Raw genomic sequence first — 20,706 nt, forward strand, 5'->3', positions numbered from 1 at the left:
ATTAAATGATCATGTCACGCATGGGCACGTCCAGGTCGCCAAGCTTGTCCACGCAGACGTGCCGGCAGTCCGCGATGATTTTCTTTCCCGCCATGAACTCCGCCGGCGAGTTGACCGCTTCGACTGCCATCAGACGGTTGCCTTTCAGGTGGAACACCGCGAACCGGTTCTGCGCCTCGTCACCCCTGATGACGAGTGCGCCACCTCGGCAGACCATGCCCGCGATCTGCAGCTTGGTGTCGTACTGATCCGACCAGAACCATGGCGTCTCCGGGCGCGGCGCGGGACGTCCGGTGAACGCAGCGGCCACCTGCTTGGCCTGCTCGATCAGATTGGGCACGCTCTCGAACCGGAACGAGCAGTCATAGAGAACCACGGGCCGACGGGAGACGTCGCCGATGGCGAAGATGCACGGATCGCTCGTGCACGCCGATCCATCGACGATGACGCCGTCGTCGCACTCGAGACCGGCCGCGATGGCAAGGCCGTCCTGGGGAACGGCGCCGATGCCGATCACCACGGCGTCGCACGGCAGCAATTCTCCGGTGGCGAGCGCAACGCCCACCACCTTGTGGTCCTCCTGGACGAACGTCGTGATCTGGGCGTTGAGCCGGAAATCGACCCCGTGATCGAGGTGATGGCGAAGGAAGAACGCCGCGAGTGGCTCGGAGGCGACGCGGGCAAGCAGGCGCTGCTGCTGTTCGATCACGGTCACCTCCACGCCGAGGTCCCGTGCGGCTGCTGCCACCTCCAGTCCGATGTAGCCGCCACCGCAGATGACGATGCGTCCACCTGTGCTCAGAACGGCCTTGAGCCGCTCGGCATCCGCCTGGTCACGCAGGTACAGCACGTTGTCGAGATCGTGGCCATGGACGTCGATCCGTCGGGCCCGGGACCCGGTCGCGAGCACGAGCCGGTCGTAACCGACCATGCGTCCGTCGTCGAGGCCGACGGTCCGGGCGACGCGGTCGATCGTCACCGCCGTACGCTGCAACAGCAGGTCGATGCCCTGCTCCTCGTAGAAGCCGGCCGGCTTGAGCAAGAGGCTGTCGGCATCGGCCTGGCCCTTGAGCCAGGCCTTGGACAGGGGTGGCCGCTCATAGGGCAGGCCCGGCTCCTCGCCGATGAGCACGATCGCGCCGTCGAAGCCATAGGCGCGGAGCAGCGCCGCTGTGGCGCCGCCGGCCTGGCCACCGCCCACGATGACGACGCGCTGTGGCCTGTCCATCACGTCTGTCCTCGCCGGGGCACGGAACGTGCATCGTGGGTGGTCCTCGCCGTGCGCCCCAGGTGACTCGTAATCATGTCGTCCGGACCGAGGTCGTCGTTGCTAAAGATGCCGTCCTCCGGACACCCTGCCGATGCCGCGGACCCGCAGGCCGCCGTCGGACTGCATCACCGCGCCGGTGGTCGTCGCCGAGTTGGCGTTGGAGGCGAGGACGACATACATGCCCGTGTAGTCCTCCGCGGTCGGCGAGTAGTCCAGCGGCAGCAACGGCGCGATGTCCTCGGCCGTGCGCCCGTCGGTGAGTGATGCCCCGTCCAGCCCCAGGCTGACCGGGCCACGCAGGTCGGAGTTGAACGGCCCCGGAGCCACGCCGTTCACCCGGATCTTCGGCGCGAGCTCGAACGCGAGCTGGCTGACCAGGCCGAGGCCGGCGTGCTTGCTGGCGGTGTAGAGGGGGCCGCCGCCGTCGGTGTGGAAGGCCGCGTTCGACAACGTGAAGATCATGTTGCCGTGGGTCTTGAGCAGCTCGGGGTAGGACGCCTTGGCGCCCATCAGATATCCCTTGACGTTCACCGAGAAGACGGTGTCGAACGCCGCGTCGAGGCCCTCCGCCGGGAGGTCGACGATGGACACGCTGCCGTCCCACACCCCGGCGTTGCCGACGAACGTGTCCAGCCGGCCGTAGGCCTCGACGGCCGCGGCCACCGCCTGCTGGTTCGAGGCCAACGAGGACACGTCGCCCTCGACAGCCACCACGTCGGACGGGAAATCCTGGCGCAGCTGCGCCACTTTGTCGGCGTCGCGCTCGAGGACGGCCACCCTGGCGCCTTCTTCGACGAACCGCCTCACCAGTGCGTGCCCGAGGCCTGAGCCGCCCCCGGTGATCATCGCTACCGCGCCGTCCAACCAGCCCACGACTTCCTCCACATTCTCTGCCTGACAACCGGATGGGCTGCTCCCATCCGGGCACCGCACCGGTGACGGAAACCCGGATGGGAGCCAGGGCGGCTCAGAAGAACGTCGTGACCGCAGGCGACCAGATCACCGTCGAGTCCAGGACGACCTTGCGGGAGGCGATCTTGAAAGAACCCCCGGTCCGGCGCAGGATGTCCTGGCGCTCGCCGTGGAACTGCGTTCCCTTCTCGTCGAATCGCGCGTGCGGCACGAGGAAGTTCGACCTGACGGCCAGTTCGTCGGGCTTGTCGGTGTAGCTGGCTTCGACGTTGGTGATCAGGTGCCGGACCCGTCCCGGGGGGTTGTCGCACCACAGCAGCCGGGCGGTCTGCATCCGGAAGACGCGGAGCTGGAGCTGGGGCAGCCGCTCGTCGAGGACGCACGGCTCACCATCAGCGGACAGTTCGAGATCAACCGCTCGATCGCCGGGCTTCCCCGAGATCATCCGGACCTTTCGGGCCGGGACCCAGTAGCGCATGTCCTCGGTGAACAGCGCGAGCCATTCCTCGTAGCACCGGTGGTCGAGCAGCCGTGCCTCCTCGGTCAGGAAGCGCTGCACCTCGAACCAGGCCGCCATGTCCACCAATTCGCCCGGCGTCCCCGCCGTGCAGGTACCGGTCTCGGTCGTCTGCAGCATCTCGGTGCTCACTTCCCGCCCTCCATCCGGCGCGACCACTCCCGGAAGAAGCTGCGCTGCGCGGCCTCGCTCAACTTGTCGGTCATCCAGCAGCCCAGCCCTTCGTGCCAGTACTCGGTGCCCGCGCCCATCTCGTAGCTGGAGAATCCTCGGGAGCCCTGCGTGCCCTGTGCGGTGCGGGTGATGCTCTCCCAGATGGCGCCGTCGTCCTGCTCGACGATCCCGGCCGGCCCGAAGGAGAAGTTGTAATAACCGGCCAGCTCCCGCTTGACGTGCTCGGGGGCGTCCCGGTCGACGAAGGTGTAGGCCCAGAGCTCGATCTCGTTCGGGCCCTTGGGATGGCAGACCCGGAAGGTATGGAAGATCGGCAGCAGGGACCAGTTCGGGAACACGGTCCCGGCCGCCAGCTGGCAGCGCAGGTGGATCGCGCTGACCCGTTCCTCCGCCTCCGCCAGGCAGGACTGCATGTACTCCCGGGTCTCGGGGCTGAACGCCTCCACGGGCTGGTTGAGCGGCAGGTAGGGCTCGGACCCGTCCGGCGGGTCGAAGTTGGCGGCGAAGCCGTGGCCGCCATCGACGGCGCAGTGCACCAGGCCGGCGAGGAACTGCTCGTCGCTGAACCGGATGGCCTCCAACGAGGAGCCGTGGGTGAATCCGATGTGGTACTCGTCCCCGGCGAAGTTGTCCTGATAGATCTTCCAGTTGGTCGGGATCCGCCACTTCACCGGCTGGCCGACGACCTCCATCCCGCCCTCGCGGCGGTCGAAGATGGCGTCGAGAAACGGGACCATGCCACCGAGGGCCTCCCGCAGCGGGACCGCGTTGGGGTCGAACGTCGCGAAGATCATCCCGTGGATGGTGTCCACCTGGGCGACCGGCGTCAGCCCCAGCTTGCCCTTGTCCAGCGGCGGGTTCTTGTAGTACTGCTCCTCGAAGGTGACACCCACCAGCCTGCCGTCGTTGGCGAAGGTCCAGGCGTGGTAGGGGCAGGTGAACGTGTTCGCGGTCCCGGTGTCCTCCAGGCACACCTTCGCGCCGCGGTGGCTGCAGGCGTTGAGGTGCACGCGGATCTGGCCGTCCCGCCCGCGGCTGACGATGACCGCGTCCTCGCCCATGAACGTGGTGAAGAAGGACCCGGTCCGGGGCAGCTGGCTCTCGTGGCCCAGCGGGAGCCAGCACTTGCCGAAGATCTCGGCCAGTTCCCTCTGGTAGATCTCCTCGCTGGAGAAGATGGCTCGTGCCACCCGTGACCCGTCGGGGGACACCAGCCTGTTCTGATCGCTGTCGATGACCGCCGCGATGTCGGCGTCGGAGATGGTGCTGGACATGCCGAGACTCCTTTGTTCGGCCTTTCGCGGGCGCCGGTGCGCACGTGGTGCCCCGGCGGAGGGAGATGCCTACAGCTCGTAGATCGCGAAGCCCATGCCGCAGACCCACTCGGGCACGGCCTCGTAGCTGAGAACGGTGGCCTCGGCCCCGTCGAGGGCGCCCATGCCGGCCGCCCAGTTCAACACCTCGTGGGCGCCGAAGCCGGCGGCGGACTCGATCTCGGCGTAGGTCAGGGCGCGTACCGCGGCGGTGTCGCCGGCGGCGACGAGGTCGAGGAAGTGGCGGTCCCAGTCCGGCGCGACGAGCGGACGGTCGATGATCTCGGCCATCATCTGCTCGTACTTGCCGAGGTCCACCATCAGGTCCGGGTCTTCCTTCAGCACCTGGAGACCCTCGGTCTGGTAGCGCTTCATCCGCTCCATGAACGGCTGCAGTTCCGGCGGCCAGTCCTGGAAGTGTTCGAGCCAGATCGGCGGCCAGTGCGACAGCCCGCCGGTCGAGAGGATCAGGATCCGGTTCTCGCCGGGGGCCTCGAGCAGCGCCGACCGTACCGCCCGTCCCAGCCGGTACGCCCGGTCCATCGTCGGCAGCGGCGGGTGGTAGACGTTCACGAAGACAGGGATCACCGGGATGTCGTTCTGCGGGCGGATCAGCTGCCACGGGGCCATCAGGTTGTTGCCGTACGCGATGCGGCCCATCCGGGTGATGTCGAAGCCGGCGGCGACGGTTCGCTCCAGGAGCTCCTTGGCCAGCGCCGGCGCGCCGGGCACCTCGACGGGCCGCTCCATGCGCATGACCTCGACGAAGTGGTCGGCCGGACCCTGGTGGGAGTCGGCGACGGCGATGGCGAAGGTCGGGGCCATCGGCCGGAAGATGTTCTCGAAGTGGTCGTCGAGAAATGCGACGACCACGTCGGGGCGCAGTTCGTCGAGGTAGGCGTTGATCCGGTCGATGGCCGCGAACATGGGCTTGCGGCGTTCCTCGGCAACCGTCTCGGGCCAGCCGACGATGCCCGGGGCGTGCGACATGCTGATGCCGCCGACGATGGTGTTCATCGGTTCTCTCCCTCGGTTCGATGTGCTCAGGCGGAGCTGCTGCCCGGGCCGGCGACGACCGCTTCGACCTCGAAGAGGAACTCCTCCTTGACCAGGCGGTCGACGGTGAGCAGCGTGTTCGGCGGGAACACCGAGGTCGTGAACAGCTTCGGGAACAGCGCGGCCCGCAATTCCATGAAGGTCGGGATGTCCTGGGAGTGCACGAGGTAGGTGCGGAACTGGATGACGTCGTTCCAGTCGGCACCCATGGCCCGCAGGACGTCACCGAGGTTCTTGTGGACCTGCGCGAACTGCGCACGGAAGTCGCCGACGCCCACGACCTCGCCGTGCTCGCCCACAGCCAGCTGCCCCGCGACGAACATCAGATCGGTGCCGGAGGGGACGACCGTGAGGTGGGAGTAGAGGCCCTGCGCTTCACAGGCTCCATCGGGATTGGCATACGTCACCTTGGGGGGCATGACGACCTTTCGATGAGGGGGCGGGTTAGTGGTCGAGTGCTGGCCGGCCCCGTCGCAGCGCGCGGTCGGGGTGGTCACGCATGAGCACCTCGGCGGCTGTCAGGCAGCGGTCCTCGCGGAACCGGCCCGCCACGAACTGGACGCCGCACGGGCCGTCCGGGCCGATCGAAGTGGGGACGGCCAGTGCCGGTAGCCCGCAGACATTGGCGGCGATCGCCGGCGCGAGAGCATCGATCACCTCGCGGACCGCGTCCGGCCCCCGCTGGTCGTAGTCCACCGGGAAGGGCCGGCGCCAGGAGACGGGCATCAGGAGCAACGGGTAGTCGTCGAGAAACGCCGACCACTCGCGCAGGATCGTCGTCCGCAGACCGAACAGCTCGAGGTACCGGACACCGTCGATATCCGCGGCCACCTCGTTCATCACCTTCGCCACGGCCTGCATGGAGGGATCTCCCAGCTCCGCGACCCGTTGCAGGAGCCCGTGCCCCGCCTCCCAGAGGGCGGCTCGGAATACGTCCATCACCCGCTCGAAGCTGGGTGGCACCACCTCCACCGGCTCGTAGCCGGCCGCCTCCATCCGGCGCGCCGACACATCGATCTCGGCGGTGACCGAGGCGTCGACGTCGGTCCATGGCACGCTTCGCACAACGGCCAGCCGGGACGGGGGTGTCGCGTCCAGCTCCAACGGCACCGGTACCGACCACGGATCGAGATCGCTGCCGCGGGCCATCGCCCGCAACGCCAACCTCATGTCCTCGACCGTCCTGGTCATCGCCCCTTGGACGCCCATCAGCTGGGACAGGGGGGGACGGTCCCCCGGTGCGGTGGCGTCGAAGGAGGGTATGCGTCCCTGGGTGGGGCGCAGCCCCAGCACCCCGCAGGCGTAGGCCGGGTAGCGGATCGAGCCCGCAAGGTCACTGCCGTGCGCGATCGGGACGATGCCGGTGCTGACCGCAGCGGCGGAGCCGCCGCTGGACCCGCCCACTGTGACCTTCGGATTCCACGGGTTCAGGGTGCGGCCATGCAGCTCGTTGTCGGTGAACCAGCGCCAGGAGAACGAGGGGGTGTTGGTTCGGCCGAGGATGATCGCCCCGGCGTCGCGCAGGTTGCCCACGGCGGGGTTGTCGTTGAGCGCCACCCGATCCTTGAACGCCCGGACACCGTTCGTCGTGGGGCTGCCGCGCTGATCGACGTTGATCTTCGTGGCCACCGGGACCCCATGGAGGACGCCCAGGGGCTCGCCGCGCCGCACACTCCGGTCCGCTCGGTCCGCAGCCGCCCGCGCTCCAGCGGCGTCGATGTCCACGAGGGCCACCAGGTCGCCGTTGACCTCCTCGAGACGGGCGAGGCAGGACTCGGTGATCTCCCGACAGCTGACCTCCCGGCTGGACACGGCCCGCGTGATCTGTGCCGCGGTCCAGGTCCAGTACGCGTCCGCGGTCATGCTCGTTCGTCCCCCGGAGGGCGACCCGCGGCCCCACGACCGACGCGGTTGGTCAGGACGCCCAGGCGTGGTGCGGCGATGCTCACTTCGTCGCCCGGCACCAAGAACTTCGGCGGATCGAAGCCGATTCCGACCCCCTTCGGGGTACCGGTGGCGATGACGTCTCCCGGTTTGAGGGTGAGGCCCGCGCTGATCGTGGCGATCAGGGTCGGGATGTCGAAGATGAGATCCGTGACGAGCGCGTCCTGCCGCTTCTCGCCATTGACGGTGGTGGTCAGCCGGGTAGTGGCGAGATCGACCTCGTCCGCCGTCACGGCGAACGGTCCCATCGGCCCGAACGTGTCCAGTGACTTCCCGAGGAACCACTGCGTGTGCCGCTTCTGCAGGTCTCGCGCCGTCACGTCGTTGAAGAGGCAATACCCCCACACGTGACCGAGGGCATCCTCGGCTGTGATGCCACGTCCGCCGACCCCGAGGATGACCGCGAGTTCACCCTCGTAGTCCAGCGACTCGGTCAGGCCCGTGTGCGGATCGATCTCCTCCCCGGATCCGATGAGCGCGTCGGGGCTCTTGGTGAAGATCACCGGGTGCTCGGGCGACGCAGATGCCGTCCGGCCGGCGGGATCGCTGGAGTCGAAACCGCTCCTCGCGAATTCTTCGGCGTGTTCGTGGTAGTTCCTGCCCACACACAGCAGATTCCGGCTCGGGCGCAGTGGCGGCAGCAAGGAAAGGAATGTCAGCGGCAGCTCCTCATCATCGGGCCGCAACGTTTCCTTCAACTCGGCCCAGCCCGAGAGAAATGGCGTGAGCGAGGCGACCGGGCGCCCCGTAATGGCGTCACGGAGCGGGCGGAGAGTGTCCCCGCCCTCGGTAACGAGCCCCACCTGGGGCTCGCCATCTCGCAGGTACGACGAGAAACGCACGCGCAGAAGCCTTTCGCGGCCAATGTGGACCAATGAATGGATGCGGTCGAACTGGTTGGAAATTAGAGCGCGAGGGCGCCTTCGACGTCAAGCCCCGGAAATCACATGGCTCCGCCGCGGGCCGGCCCGACCAATGCGGACCATTTATTCCTGTCCAACCAATATGGACCAATAGACGGGTATCGCGGCGGCCGCAGCTGCATTGAGCAGAGACTTCGACGCACCCAGACGCAGTGAACGCCGCTGTTCACCACCCCTGGAACTGCTCACAAGGATTCCTGATCTGATGGCGGAACACGGGCCGGCCTGCCGGCCACCTGGAGCTCGGCCTCCCGGTGAACACATGACCTCGCCCACCGCGGGATGGTTCCTGAGTTACCGACCCACGGGCGAGAGACGGAGCACCGGCCACATCTGTGCGCTCCATACGCGATGGCATCGGTCCGCGTACGGGGGTCGGGCGTGCCCCGAACGGTCGTGGCGCCCCATCCATCGCCCGTGAGGTGAGCTGATCGGTCGGCTCAGGGGCCGGCGGGGCCGTCCCCGAGCAGGAAAGCGGTGATGGCGTCGGCCACGTCGGGCTGCTCGTTGAGCAGCAGGTGCCCACAGCACTCGACGATCAGCGTCTCGCTGTGCGGCAGCCGAGCCGACCACGCTTCAGCCTGCCGGACGGGAGTCACCTCGTCGTCGCGCCCCCACACCAGCAACGTCGGCATCGCGACCCGATGCAGCCAGCGTTGCAGGGTGTGGTCGTAGTTGCGTTCCCACAGCACCCGGGCCAGTGAACCGCTCTCGCGATAGCCGGCGACGATCGCGTCCACGCTCGGCTCGCCCGAGCCGAAGAGCAACTGCGGGTTCCGGGTGAGCTTGGTGGCCAGTACCGGAGGTTCCAGACGAAGGATGTCCAGCGTCGGGTGGTCAGGTACGCGCAGGCCCGCGGGGCTGGCGAGCGCGAGCCGCCGCACCCGGTCCGGGCTGTGGATGGCCAGTAGTGCGGCGATCCAGCCGCCGAGCGAGTGCCCCACCACGTCGGCCGAGGAGATGCCGAGGTCGTCGAGTAGCTGCAGGTAGTGCGGCACGAAGTCGCGCATGTCCCGGATTCCGGGGTCGTCGGCGGAGAGGCCGAAACCGGGATGGTGCGGGATCACGACCTCGAAATGCTCCGCCCAGCGCAGCGCGAAGTCGGCGCCGGGGGCGGTCGAGCCCCCGTGCAGGAACAGCAGCGGCTGCCCGCTGCCGGCGCGCTGGACCGCGACCTCGATTTCGTTGACGGTGTGGCGTTCGACCGCGAATGAGCGGTGCTCCCGGTCCGTGGTGGTCATGCGCTGGCTCCAGCGGTGGAGGGGGCCAGGGCGACCCGGCCACGCAGTCGGGGGATGACTTCCTCGGCGAACAACGTGAGGTTCTTGACGGTCTTCCAGTGCGGCATGTCCCCGAGGTGCAGGTGGCAGAGCACCCGCCCGGCGCCGGTCTCGTCGAGCCACCGGCCGATCTGGTTCGCGACCGTCTCCGGGCTGCCCAGCGTCGCCCGCCAGGACTGGATGCCCTCCCAGCTCATGGTCGTGCGCTGGTCCCCGGTGGTCCAGCCGGGGCCCGCCTCCAGCAGGGCACGCAGCGCGGCGGGCGATACGTAACCGGGCGGCATCCGGTAGTGGTTGGACGTACGCAGGGCGTTGTTGAAGTACCAGAGCACGTGCTCCTTGCCCTCGCGCTCGGCCTCCTCGTCGGTCTCCCCGACGTAGCAGAAGATGGAGAACATGAGCCGGTCCGGAGTGACCGTCTGGCCCTTGTCGGCGGCGGCCTTCCGGAAGCTGCGGTACGCGCGGTCCTGCTGCTCCTTCGGCACGAACACAGAGGCGTAGCCGGTCTCGTAGCGGGTGGCGAGCTCGATGGTCTCCGGGCTGCCGGTGCCCACGAACCAGACCTTGGGGTGTGGCTTCTGGTAGGGCCGCGGCCACGGGTTGAGCATCCGGTAGCTGTAGAAGGGCCCGTCGTGCTCGATGGGGCCGTCCTCCTGCCACGCCTTCAGCACGACCTGGAACGCGTCCTCGAAGCGTTCCCGGGCCGTCGCGGGGTTGATCTGCGTCGCATTGGAGTAGTACTCCATGCCGGTGCCCAGCGGGAACGCAACCTCCAGCCGGCCACCGGACATGACGTCGAGCATCGCGTACTCCTCGGCCACCCGGTTGGGGTAGGAGAAGTTGAGCAGGGTGCCCATGACGCAGAGCTTCGCTGCCGTGGTCTGCGGGATCAGCGCGCCCGCGATCAAGTTCGGGGCGGGCATCATGCTGTACACCGTCGAGTGATGTTCGTTGATCATCAGCCCGTCGAAGCCCAGGCGGTCGGCCAGTGCGAGCTCGCTCAGGTACCGCCGGTACAGCGCGTGACCCTTTTTCGGGTCGTACATCGAGTTCGGGAAGTCGACCCACAACGAGTCGTATTTCTCGTGGTCGTCCGGCAGGTGCGCGTAGGGCATGAAGTGAGCGAAGTAGAATTCCAGATCATCGTGCGGATTGATGGTGATCCCCTTCGTGTCGCGACGGCGTTGGCGCGGCAAAGAGACATCGGAACTCGCCTGACGTCGTCGGATTCCGTTACCCGGTCGGCGGGACGACTATGACCGCCTGCCGGAACCCCGGGTAGTCCCGCTTCGGCTCTCGGGCGATACGGCGAACGTGTCGGAGCCCACGCCAGGGGAGCGCTTCGTGATGCCCTTAAGGGAGGACGGCGTCGGGGACGAGGTCGTGCTGCAGGCGGCATATCACGCCGGCGTGCCGGATGAACTCGGTGACGGCGATGCGCCGGTCGCCGCGGCGCCGCGCGACTGCGATCATCGACGGGGAGGCGTCACGTAGGGGTATCCCGACCAGCATCGGGTTGGGCGCCAGCCGGGGCACGCTCGCGGCCACGGTGAGAGCGCCGCGCCGCAGGGCGAGCGCGAGTTCGAACTCGTGCACGGTGACGGCGTCGATCCGGCCGTGCCCCGGAGCCGGCCCGTCGCGGAGTTCGTCGAGGAGCCAGAAGGCGCTCCATTCCGCGGGCGCGCGGGACATGTCGAGCATCGGCTCGTCCAGGATGTCGTCCACCCGTACCTCGTCCGCGGTCGAGAGTGGATGGCGAGTACTCACGAACAGTTCGCGGGGCTCCCCGAGCACCGGAAACATATCGATGCGCCGGTCGTGGTAGGGGGGTCGGACGATGGCGACGTCCACGGCGCCCCGGGCCAGCGGCTCTGTCTGCTCAGCGAAGTTGAGCTCGCACAGAGAAAGTTGGAGCTTCGGATGCGCCATCTGGAAGCTCTGCAGGATCGGCCCGGTGAGCTCGGCCGCGGCCAGCATTCCGCCGACGAGGCCGACACGCAGGAATCCTGATGCTGTCTCCTGCCGGACGGCACTGATCGCGTCCTCGACCCGGCTGAGGATCTCGCGAGCGTGCTCCACCAGTTGCGCTCCGGCTGTCGTCAGCTCGACGCCGCGGGTGGACCGGATCAGGAGTGGCACACCCAGCTCGAGCTCGAGCTGGCGAATCGCCTGAGACAAGGGGGGCTGGGCGATCTGCAGCCGCCGGGCAGCCCGCCGAAAAGCGCCCTCCTCCGCCACCGCCACGAAGTATCGGAGATGGCGGAGATCCATGTGCGCGGAAGGTACCGATCGATTGCGGAGCGGTCAATCTCCGACAAAGAAATCCACGGACCGGGCCGGGAAGAATGGAAGCAGCGCTGAGAACATGGTGGAGGGCTACTACGCGGGGCGATCGACGAACTGCTGGATCGCCCTCTTCCGAACCTTCCTCAACGCTGTTCCTGCCTTCCCGACCAGACCTTTACGTGGCTCTGTCGAGGAGCACAACCTGAGTAACCGACTCCGCCACCCCGCGGATGGTCCCCCTCGGCCCGATCGCGGTCGGCCCGCTCACCGGGCCGCCGCTACCGACCACGCCGCACGACGAAGCAGGTCACCGCGCGGGCTGGAGATCACCCGGCCACCCGCGCGGCTGCCGCACCTCCAGCGGTCACATCATGCCGGCCGGCCGAAGAAGTCGACGGCCAGCCGGTTGAACTCGTCCCGCCGCTCCGCCTGGGCCCAGTGACCGCACCGGGAGAAGACGTGAAGATCCGCATTCGGCATCCGCTGCAGAGCGAACAGGCCCCCATCCATGGGCACCACACGATCGTCGCGCCCCCAGACCAGCAACGTCTCGTGCCGCACCTCGTGCAGGTACCGCCAGAGCTGGGCCTCGGATGACGACATGATCGAGTTGACCGCCCTCAGCGCGCCGGCTCGCGCATCGGGATCCAGCGCGGCCTCGAGGCGCTCCGTGATCAGCTCCTCGGTGACCATCGCCGGGTCGAAGACCATCATCCGGATGAAGGCCGCCATGCGGTCGCGGGACGGGCCGGGCGCGTCGTAGAACGAGGACAGGATCTTCAGTCCTTCGCTCGGGTGCGGCGTCAGGACGTTCACCGACACCCCGGCCGGCCCCATGAGGATCATGCGGTCGATGCGGTCGGGGTGGTCCAGCGCCAGGCGCACCGTCGTTCCGCCGCCCAACGAGTTGCCGACGAAGTGCGCCTTCTCCACTCCCAGGGCGCCGAGGAGGTCGGCGATGCACCGGGCGGCGAACGTCCAGTAGTCACCGTCGAAGTCCGGCTTGTCCGACTGCCCGTATCCGGGCTGGTCCGGAACGATCACGCGGAAGTGCTCGGCGAGCGCCGCCACGTTGCCGCCGAAGTTGCTCCACCCGGACGCCCCCGGGCCGCCGCCGTGCAGCAGGACGAGCGTCTCCCCCGCTCCGGCCTCGTGGACATGCAGTTTCGTTCCCTGGACCGCGACCGTCCGGGTCGTCACGTTCGCGGAGTCGGCAGCGCTGTCATTGGTCATGTGATTTCCCACCATCCTGGGACAACAAGGACTTCAAGTCGGTGCCCTCGTGTGCGAGCGTCGCGGCGTCGACGACGGTGCGCCGCCCGATCAGGCGTTTCGCGACGGCGATATCGCGGGCGTTGTTCATGCTGAAGGCCGCCACCACCCGGGACCGGCTCAGATAGAAGACCGAGAACCGGCGGTCGTCCGGGGCCCCGCGCAGCACGACGTCGTCCGCGCCCTGGGACGAGCCGACCATCTGCAGGTTCACCGAGAACTGGTCCGACCAGAACCACGGGACCTCCGAGAACGGCTGGTCCGCACCGAGCACGTTCCGGGCGACGGCGACCGCGTGGTTCTGTGCGTTCTGCCAGTGTTCCGGCCGGATGTGCCGGCCCAGCGCCGGCTCGAACCGGTTGGCGACGTCACCAGCGGCGAAGACGAACGGGACACTGGTGCAACCCCGCGCGTCGACGAGCACGCCGTTCCCGGTCGCGAGGCCCCCGTCCGCAGCGAGATGGTCGGCCGGAACAGCGCCGACACCGGCCACGACGAGATCGGCCTCCCAGCGCCGCCCGTCCTCCGCGGTGACAGCGACGCCGGCTCCGGACTCGCGCACGCTCGTGACGTGGACCGACGTCACCACGTCGACCCCGAGGCCTCGGTAGAAGTCCGCGAGGATCTTCGACGTGACGGTGCCCAGCGACCTCGAGAAGGGGCCCTCGGCGGCCTCGAGCATCGTCACCGAGCAGCCCAGGCCCACGGCACCCGACGCGACCTCGGCCCCGATGAACCCGCCCCCGACGACGAGCACGGACCGGGCCGTGGCCAGGCGTGCACGCAGCCGGGATGCGTCGGCGAGCGTACGGAGCACGAGCACGCGCGACTCCGGATCGTCCCGGCACCCGTCGAGCCCGCGGGCCGCCGCCCCGGTGGTCAGGATCAGCTTCCCGAACGGGAACCGGTTCCCCCGCGCGTCCTGCACGCAACGGTCGTGCAGGTCGACGCCGGTGATCCGGCACCCGAGCCGGAGCTCCACGTCGTGGTCGCGGTACCAGCTCTCCGGGTGCACCAGCAGCGTCGCGAGATCCGGCTCCTCGGTGAGGACGGACTTCGAGAGCGGCGGCCGGTGGTACGGAGCCGTGGGCTCCTCGCCGAACATCACGATCGACCCGGTGAAGCCCTGGCCGCGCAGCGACTCCGCCGCCCGGGCGCCGGCCAGGCCGGCGCCGACGATCGCGATGACCTCACCAGCGCTCATGCCGTGACGTAGACGAACTCGCTGTCGGAGCGCGTCCCGAAACGCCGCAGCGGGTGCTGCGCCGGAAGGCAGACCGCCGCACCCGACCGCAGATCGAACTGGCCGCCGTGCAGCGGACACTCGATGACGTGGCCCTCGAGGAATCCGTCGGCCAGCGACGCGTCCTCGTGCGTACACGTGTCCTGCACCGCGAGCACCTCGCCGTCCACGAGGAACACCGCGACCGGGCCGGCCTCGCTGGGGACCCGCACTCCCTCGCCGCTGCGCAGCTCAGCGAGCGGGCAGCGGGCGATCTCCTTCGGCGCGCTCATGCATCCCAGTCCGTCGGCACGTCGGCGAACTGGTGCAGCGCGGCCTCCAGGCCCTTGAAGTGCCGCAGCGCGGTGGCCAGGCTGCCCTTGAACTTGATCGGCCCGGTCACGGCCCGCCGGACGCCCATCTCCTTCGTGGCCACCTTCCGCCAGGTCTCCGCGGGCGCGGCCAGGTTGAACTTCGGGTCCTTCCCGTCCAGCTTCGGCCCGGCGTAGTCGATGATCCCGTCGTTGTTGACGTGGATGTGGACGGGCGCCCGATCGCGGTCCGAGACGGACATCTCCACGATCATGTCGAGGCCCTTCGTCCCCTCGATCGCCTTCGTGTTGTCCTTCCAGACCTCGGCGTACTGCCGGATCCAGTCCTCGCTCAGCAGGGGGTACACGGCTACTCCTTGAAAGAAGAGAAGTGGGTGCGGTATTCGAGGCGCAACGTTTCCCAGGCGTCGGAATCACGTGCCGCGTCCGCGAGAAAGGCCCAGAACTCCTGCCGCGCATGGCAGAGCAGGTCCAACGCCGTCGGGTCGAGGAAGATCTCCCGGTGCGACCGTTGCGACGTCACCCGCAGGCGCGACCCGTTGGCGGTGGTGTCCACCGCCACCCGCACACCGGCGTACTCGTTCTCGACGAGCAGTTCCGGGCCGGCGGACTCGGCCTGCGCGGTGCCGTTCCGTCCCGCTCGAGCCGCCATCAGAACAGCACGCTGATGTTGTCGGAGGTGTAGACGTTGTGGTCCAGGAGGATCGTGCGCTCGAGAATGCGCCACGACGCCCCGTCTCGGGCCAGGACGTCCTCGCGGGCCCCCACGAAGGTGTGCTCGGTGGCCTCCAGCCGGGACCGGAAGATCAGGAAGTTGGACGTCGCGGACACCTGGCCCTCGACGTCGGACTCGGTCGCGGTCACGTTCGTGATGAGGCGGCGGGTCCGCGACGGCGGGATCTCCGCCCAGGCACTCTTGGCTGACAGGCTGGCCACCCGCAGTTCCAGGGTGCCGAAGTCGTCGTCGAACAGCGCGAGCTCACCCCGCTGCATCCGGTCCGGGTCGCCCTCGCGGGTCACCCGGACCGGTGCCCAGTAGGTGCTCTCGCTGGTGAAGAGCTCGATCCACTCGTCGTATCGCCGTTCGTCGAGCAGCCGCGCTTCGTGGTAGTAGAACTGCGCGACCTCCAGGGAGAGCATCGCGAGGTTCGCCGGCCGCGCCTCGTCGAGCAGTGTCATGTGATCGCCAATCTCGTGGTCGTCGGAGGGTGAGGACGGGGCGTCAGCCGCGCCCCGGGGACGGCTCGGAAGCCGGCGCGGACGAGGGCGCCTGCATGAACCGCTGCCAGTGCTCGTAGAACCGGCGCTGGTTCCCCTCCGACCAGATGCCGCCGGCCACGCCGGGCGCGTTGTCGTCCCCGACGATCTCCGAGGCGGACTTCTCGAGACCCAGACCGAGCATCATGTTGCTGTCCAGCTGGCGGCCGATGAAGCCGCGCATGCCGTTCTGGCACTCCCGCCAGTTCTCGCCGTCGTCCTGCTCCAGCAGCCCGGCCGGGCCGAACGTGAGCTCGTACTGCTTGCGGACCGCGTCCTTGACGTCCGCGGGCAGGCTCCGGTCGAGCACGCACCACTGGTGGATGAGGGTTCGGTCGGGCCCCTGGGGGTGGTGCACCCGCATCAGGCGGAACTGCTCCAGGTCCAGGAACGCGAACGTCGGGAACAGGGCGCCGTGGCCGAGCGGGATGAGCCGCGCCAGCGCCGCGCCCTTCTCCTCGGCCACCTGCTTGCGCATCTCCGCGAGGAACTCGGTCTGGATGTTCGGCAACGTCCAGTAGGAGTGCAGCGGTTCCTCGCCGCCGGCGTCCTCCGAGACGGGCCGGGTGAACGCGTGCCCGACGAACCCCATGCCCGCCGAGATCTGGTAGCCCTCGTCCGGCATCGCCTGCATCAGCCCGAGCTCCGCGGGTCGCGCGTGCGAGTGCTCGACGTGGTACATGTCGGCCGCGAAGTTCTCGCTGGCGATCTTCCAGTTCGTGTCGACCGTCCAGCGGTGCGCACCGGGCACCACCTCGATGCCCGCGGGGTCGCGAGCGAAGATCAGGTCGAAGTACGTCGTGAAGTCGCCGAGCCACTCCTCCAGCGAGGGGCCCTCCGGCGCCCAGTTGCCGAAGAGGAACCCGCGGTACGACTCGACGCGGGTGACCTCACGAAGGCCCCACTCCTTCTTGTCCAGCACGCCGGCGTAGCCCAACCGGAACTTCGGGACGCCCTCCAGCTCACCCGCGCTGGAGTAGGTCCACGCGTGGTAGGGGCACTGGAAGAAGCTCGTGTTGCCCTCGTCGGAACGGCAGACCCGCATGCCGCGGTGCCGGCAGGCGTTCAGCAGCGCGCGCACGTGCCCGTCGTGACCCCGGGAGACGATGATGGGGTCCTCACCCATGTACGTGGTGATGAAGTCGCCGGGCTCGGCGACCTGGCTCTCGTGACCGAGGAACAGCCAGTTGTTGGCGAAGATGCGATCGAGTTCGAGCGCGTAGACCTCCGGGTCCACGAAGATCGAACGGGCGACCAGGCCCTTGTCGTACTGAACCGCACCGACCAGGTCGGCCAGGTGTGAGCCCACTGTCATGGCGGAGCTCCTTTCGATGAAAAAGCTCGGGTCAGTAGGTGATGTCGAGGCTTTCTTCGACGCGTGCCAGGAGGTCCAGCGCCTTTCCGAGCGACATCATCTTCTCGATGTTTCCGGTCACCTGCATGCGCCCCGTCATGGCCGCCGCCTGACCGGTGAGCTGGCCACGTGAAATCGTCACGTTCGTGGCGTAGTCCAGCTTCGCCTTGATGTCGGAATCGCCCGTCGGGGCGCCGGCCCGGACAGTGAACGAGTCGCCGGAGAATTCCATGTGGTAGACGTCCGCAGCCGGGCTGTCGGCCACGGAGAGCTCGAATATCGCGTGCTTTCCGGACGCCGCGGACATAAATTCGGCGTGCTCGCTCGCAGCCGCCGTCAGGGCTTTCGCCCAGTCATCCGAAAGAAATTGAACCGGCAAGGGAACTCCTCGTGGATCGAGCCACCGATAGGTCAGCGAGGCACTTCTTCGAAAGCGCCGGGGGGCGTTTGGGCGATCATCTTGTGCCCCCAGATGCTGGGCCGGTCGTACTGCGCCACGGACCAGTCGGCACCGACCGAGATCGCGCCCCAGCCGTACTCGATGTCGAAACCGGAGGGCGAGCGGACGTAGAACGAGACCATCTGATCGTTCACGTGGCGCCCCAGCGTCATGGAGATCGGGATCGAGCGTTCCATGCACAGGTCGTAGGCCAGGCCGACGTCGTCGATGTCGGCCACCTCGAGCATCACGTGGTGCAGTCCGCGCACTCCGGGGATCTGGGTGAGCGCCAGGCTGTGGTGACGGGGGTTGCAGTGGTAGAAGACGAGGTCGATGAACGTCGAGATCTCGTCGCTCTTCCGCAGCCCGAGGCCGCTCGTGTAGAACGTGTGCGCCTCTTTCAGATCCGGCACGGCGAGCACCACGTGCCCCATGCCCTCCTCGCCGGTGACGAATCCGGAGATCGGGCGTCCGGGCCGGAAGGTCTTGGGCTCCACCTTCTGCCCGGAGACGATCTCGTGCCTGATCCCACCCGGGCCGTCGGCCACCACCATGGACAGGACCCGCCGTTCCTGGCATTCCTCCTCGGTGCCCCAGCGGCCGGACAGACCGTTGCGCTGCAGGACCTCGAAGCACGCGCCAAGCGTGTCCTCGTCGCCCGCGTCCCAGCCCAGGTAGAGCAGCGAGTTGCGCTCGCCCCGGTGGATCGCGAGCCGGTGGTGGCGGTCGTCCATCCGCAGCTGCAGGACGTCGTCGTTCTCGCGCTCGCGGACCTCCATCCCCAGCACCTCCGGGCCGAAGGCCTCCCACTCGGCGAGCGCCGGCGAGGCGACTCCGACGTACGCCAGTGACTTGACCACCTGCGGTTCCCTTCGTCGGTCGTTATCAGAGATCGGTCCCGCCCGCCGCCTGCGCCAGCCCGCGGACCTGCATCCCGCCATCGCTGTTGATCACCACGCCGGTGACCGCCGCCGCGTTCTCCGGCGAGGCGAGCAGGACGTACGGACCCGTGTGATCGGCGGCCTGCTGGACGATCCCGAGCGGGTTCGTCGCCCGCACGAGATCCGGGAAGTCCGGGACGTCGAGCAGGGAGGTCTCGGCGTGGCCGAGCGAGCTCGCGCCCCGCAGATCGGTCAACGTGCCGCCGGGAGCGACCCCGTTCACCCGGACCCGCGGCGCCAGTTCATAGGCCAGCTGGCGGATGAGCCCGACCGCGGCGTGCTTCGACGCGGTGTAGACCGTTCCCCCACCGGCCGGCAGGAACGCCCCGTTGGACAGCGTGAAGACGATCGACGGCGAGGTGCTCTCCAACAGCGCCGGAAGCGCTGCCTTCACACCCAGCAGATAGCCCTTGACGTTGACCGCGAAGATCTCGTCGAACGAGCTCGCCAACGTCGCGCCCGGCGTGGTCGCGACCGGTGCGAAATAGTCGAAGATCCCGGCGTTCCCGATGAACGTGTCCAGGCCGCCGTGGGCTTCGACCGCCGCCGCTACCGCCCGTTCGTTGTCCTCGAACGAGGAGACGTCGCCCTCGACCATGACGAGGTCCGGAAAATGACCCTGCATCGCCGCGATGTTCTTCCCGGAGGAATCAAGGACCGCGACCCGCGCACCTTCCGCCAGGAAACGCTCCACAACGGCGCGGCCGATTCCCGAGGCGCCTCCCGTGACGAGTGCGACACGTCCCTCAAGCCAGCCCATGAATCTCTCCCTCACGTGAGCCGTGTCGTCCGGGGCCACACCGGCACGCTGCCGTCGATTCAGAGCTCGCTCGGCTTTTCGGCATTTGTCAGCGGACGGTGCCGCATCTGGAATGATGCTTCACCCCGGTCCGCCGCACATCTCTCTCCGGGGGGGTCCGCATCCTCCGAGCGAGAGGCATTTCGTGCGTGGCGCCATCCGGGTGGGTAGCCGGTGCGACCCGGCCTGGCCGGCGAGACCGGGCGGGCCGATCAAGCGGACACGGGGAACCCCGGCGTCGCCGCCGCGAGCACGAAGGCGACGGCGACGATCTGGCAGGCCAGGGCGGAGCGGCGGTAGATCCGCTCACTGCGTGCCCGCCGGCCGGAGAGCAGCGGGTCCGCTCGGCGCCGGTGGAGGTGGAGATATCCCCAGTGCCCCAGCACGAGCAGCATCACCGCGAGCGCCCCCTGCGGCAGAACGCCCGCGGGCACCGGCCCGTTGCCCGGGGATGCCGACGTCGAACCGTCCGGCACGGCGGCACCCGGCGCGGGCGGCCCGTCGGTCCGCCACGCGTCGGGCACCGCCTCGGGATTCGCCGGAAGGTATCGGGGCGCGTACTCGACGCCGGCGTTCCTGATCTGCTCCTCGACCCACGGCCGCCAGATCCGGCTCGCCGATTCGGTGAGCAGTTCCTGACGCAGCGGGCCCTGTGCCGCCTCGAAGCTCAGTGGTTCGGCGGGCACGACCTCGGCGACCTGGCCGACGTTCCAGCCGTTGCGGGTCTCGACCGGGCCGAAGACCTCACCTGGCCCCACCGAGAATGCCCGGTCTGCGTAGGGCTTCTCGAGCATGCCCGCGGTGACGAGCCCGAGATCGCCACCTGCGTTCCGAGTGCTGCCGTCCAGCGAATGCTGCCGTGCCACCGTGGCGAAGTCCCTCCCGCCACGTACCAGCTCGGCGACCTGGTCCGCTTCGGCTCGGCTGGACACGACGATGTTGCGCAGGCCGCGCCGTTCCGGGTTGACGAGCTCGTTCCTGCGCTGCTCGTAGGCGGTGCGGACATCGCCGTCGGTGACGCTGACTTCCTTGGTGACCTGCTCGAACAGCGTGCCGACGGCGCTCTGGAGCTTGATCTCGTCGAGTACGTCGCGTTCGGAGGCCCCGAAGGTACCGAGCGCCCGGATGAACCCCTCGCGGCCACCGTCGGGGAACTGCTGCTCGATGAACCTCGTGAGAATGTCGCGGGCGGCCTCGTCGGAGGTCACGACGCCCTGCCGGCGCGCCGCCTGATCGAGGACGATGCTCATCGCGATCGATGCGGCGACGTCCCGGCGGAACCGGTCCAGTCCCGATTCGTCGGAGGGGGGCTGGATGCCGTACAGGGCTCGCAGGGTCTCCGTTCGCTTCTCGAGCTCCCGCTCCGTGAGGAGTCGATCGCCCACCTTCAGGGCAGCATCCTCGGGAAGACCACC

The 20,706-nt window shown here is 68.5% G+C and carries 22 protein-coding genes; all 22 read right to left on the reverse strand.

The window, feature by feature from the left end; translation table 11 throughout:
- Position 1 precedes the first annotated feature (1 nt).
- Positions 2-1,228 carry an NAD(P)/FAD-dependent oxidoreductase gene (locus tag HF519_RS07265; RefSeq protein WP_169411396.1) on the reverse strand — a complete coding sequence of 409 codons (1,227 nt, stop codon included), beginning with the start codon at positions 1,226-1,228 and terminating at the stop codon, positions 2-4.
- 102 nt (positions 1,229-1,330) lie between these two features.
- The gene (gene hcaB / locus HF519_RS07270; RefSeq protein WP_169411398.1) at positions 1,331-2,143 is read right to left on the reverse strand and encodes a 3-(cis-5,6-dihydroxycyclohexa-1,3-dien-1-yl)propanoate dehydrogenase; all 813 of its coding nucleotides are present in this window, start codon (positions 2,141-2,143) and stop codon (positions 1,331-1,333) included.
- 94 nt (positions 2,144-2,237) lie between these two features.
- On the reverse strand, positions 2,238-2,831 hold the full coding sequence (locus HF519_RS07275; protein ID WP_169411400.1) for an aromatic-ring-hydroxylating dioxygenase subunit beta: 594 nt from the start codon (positions 2,829-2,831) through the stop codon (positions 2,238-2,240).
- Positions 2,828-4,147 (reverse strand): aromatic ring-hydroxylating oxygenase subunit alpha, encoded by a 1,320-nt coding sequence (locus tag HF519_RS07280; RefSeq protein ID WP_169411401.1) that lies wholly within the window; start codon positions 4,145-4,147, stop codon positions 2,828-2,830. The genes HF519_RS07275 and HF519_RS07280 overlap by 4 nt, the downstream gene beginning before the upstream one ends.
- Before the next feature lie 69 nt (positions 4,148-4,216).
- A complete protein-coding gene (locus tag HF519_RS07285; RefSeq protein ID WP_169411403.1) occupies positions 4,217-5,203 on the reverse strand; it encodes a DODA-type extradiol aromatic ring-opening family dioxygenase in 987 nt (328 codons plus the stop codon).
- Positions 5,204-5,229: 26 nt separating this feature from the next.
- Entirely contained in the window at positions 5,230-5,661 is a 432-nt protein-coding gene (locus tag HF519_RS07290; RefSeq protein ID WP_169411405.1) for a RidA family protein, read from the reverse strand.
- Between the two features lie 25 nt (positions 5,662-5,686).
- On the reverse strand, positions 5,687-7,105 hold the full coding sequence (locus HF519_RS07295; RefSeq protein ID WP_169411407.1) for an amidase: 1,419 nt from the start codon (positions 7,103-7,105) through the stop codon (positions 5,687-5,689).
- Positions 7,102-8,028, reverse strand: coding sequence for a fumarylacetoacetate hydrolase family protein (locus HF519_RS07300; RefSeq protein WP_312859955.1), 927 nt, complete (start codon positions 8,026-8,028; stop codon positions 7,102-7,104). Before HF519_RS07300 ends, HF519_RS07295 begins: the two co-directional genes overlap by 4 nt.
- Positions 8,029-8,549: 521 nt before the next feature.
- Positions 8,550-9,350: an alpha/beta fold hydrolase gene (locus HF519_RS07305; protein ID WP_169411409.1), complete on the reverse strand. Its 801-nt coding sequence runs from the start codon at positions 9,348-9,350 to the stop codon at positions 8,550-8,552.
- Entirely contained in the window at positions 9,347-10,504 is a 1,158-nt protein-coding gene (locus tag HF519_RS07310) for an LLM class flavin-dependent oxidoreductase (RefSeq protein WP_169411411.1), read from the reverse strand. Before HF519_RS07310 ends, HF519_RS07305 begins: the two co-directional genes overlap by 4 nt.
- Positions 10,505-10,742: 238 nt before the next feature.
- Positions 10,743-11,660, reverse strand: a complete 918-nt coding sequence (locus tag HF519_RS07315) for a LysR family transcriptional regulator (protein WP_169411413.1) — start codon at positions 11,658-11,660, stop codon at positions 10,743-10,745.
- 384 nt (positions 11,661-12,044) lie between these two features.
- Positions 12,045-12,908, reverse strand: a complete 864-nt coding sequence (gene hsaD, locus HF519_RS07320; RefSeq protein ID WP_169411415.1) for a 4,5:9,10-diseco-3-hydroxy-5,9,17-trioxoandrosta-1(10),2-diene-4-oate hydrolase — start codon at positions 12,906-12,908, stop codon at positions 12,045-12,047.
- Positions 12,898-14,151 carry an NAD(P)/FAD-dependent oxidoreductase gene (locus HF519_RS07325; protein WP_169411417.1) on the reverse strand — a complete coding sequence of 418 codons (1,254 nt, stop codon included), beginning with the start codon at positions 14,149-14,151 and terminating at the stop codon, positions 12,898-12,900. Before HF519_RS07325 ends, hsaD begins: the two co-directional genes overlap by 11 nt.
- Entirely contained in the window at positions 14,148-14,462 is a 315-nt protein-coding gene (locus tag HF519_RS07330; RefSeq protein WP_169411419.1) for a non-heme iron oxygenase ferredoxin subunit, read from the reverse strand. The genes HF519_RS07325 and HF519_RS07330 overlap by 4 nt, the downstream gene beginning before the upstream one ends.
- A complete protein-coding gene (locus tag HF519_RS07335) occupies positions 14,459-14,848 on the reverse strand; it encodes an SCP2 sterol-binding domain-containing protein (protein ID WP_169411421.1) in 390 nt (129 codons plus the stop codon). Before HF519_RS07335 ends, HF519_RS07330 begins: the two co-directional genes overlap by 4 nt.
- A gap of 2 nt (positions 14,849-14,850) precedes the next feature.
- Positions 14,851-15,153, reverse strand: coding sequence for a hypothetical protein (locus HF519_RS07340; RefSeq protein WP_169411423.1), 303 nt, complete (start codon positions 15,151-15,153; stop codon positions 14,851-14,853).
- Positions 15,153-15,680 (reverse strand): aromatic-ring-hydroxylating dioxygenase subunit beta, encoded by a 528-nt coding sequence (locus HF519_RS07345; protein WP_169411425.1) that lies wholly within the window; start codon positions 15,678-15,680, stop codon positions 15,153-15,155. Before HF519_RS07345 ends, HF519_RS07340 begins: the two co-directional genes overlap by 1 nt.
- Positions 15,681-15,723: 43 nt before the next feature.
- A complete protein-coding gene (locus tag HF519_RS07350; RefSeq protein WP_169411427.1) occupies positions 15,724-17,073 on the reverse strand; it encodes an aromatic ring-hydroxylating oxygenase subunit alpha in 1,350 nt (449 codons plus the stop codon).
- Positions 17,074-17,104: 31 nt separating this feature from the next.
- Positions 17,105-17,491, reverse strand: coding sequence for an SCP2 sterol-binding domain-containing protein (locus HF519_RS07355; RefSeq protein WP_169411429.1), 387 nt, complete (start codon positions 17,489-17,491; stop codon positions 17,105-17,107).
- Between the two features lie 32 nt (positions 17,492-17,523).
- Complete coding sequence (locus HF519_RS32720) at positions 17,524-18,411, reverse strand: VOC family protein (protein ID WP_211169662.1); 888 nt, start codon at positions 18,409-18,411, stop codon at positions 17,524-17,526.
- Positions 18,412-18,436: 25 nt separating this feature from the next.
- Entirely contained in the window at positions 18,437-19,252 is an 816-nt protein-coding gene (hcaB, locus tag HF519_RS07365; RefSeq protein WP_169411433.1) for a 3-(cis-5,6-dihydroxycyclohexa-1,3-dien-1-yl)propanoate dehydrogenase, read from the reverse strand.
- Between the two features lie 251 nt (positions 19,253-19,503).
- A complete protein-coding gene (locus HF519_RS07370; RefSeq protein ID WP_169411435.1) occupies positions 19,504-20,676 on the reverse strand; it encodes a peptidylprolyl isomerase in 1,173 nt (390 codons plus the stop codon).
- Positions 20,677-20,706 lie beyond the last annotated feature (30 nt).

It is taken from the genome of Pseudonocardia bannensis, assembly GCF_012911875.1.
GTDB lineage: Bacteria > Actinomycetota > Actinomycetes > Mycobacteriales > Pseudonocardiaceae > Pseudonocardia > Pseudonocardia bannensis.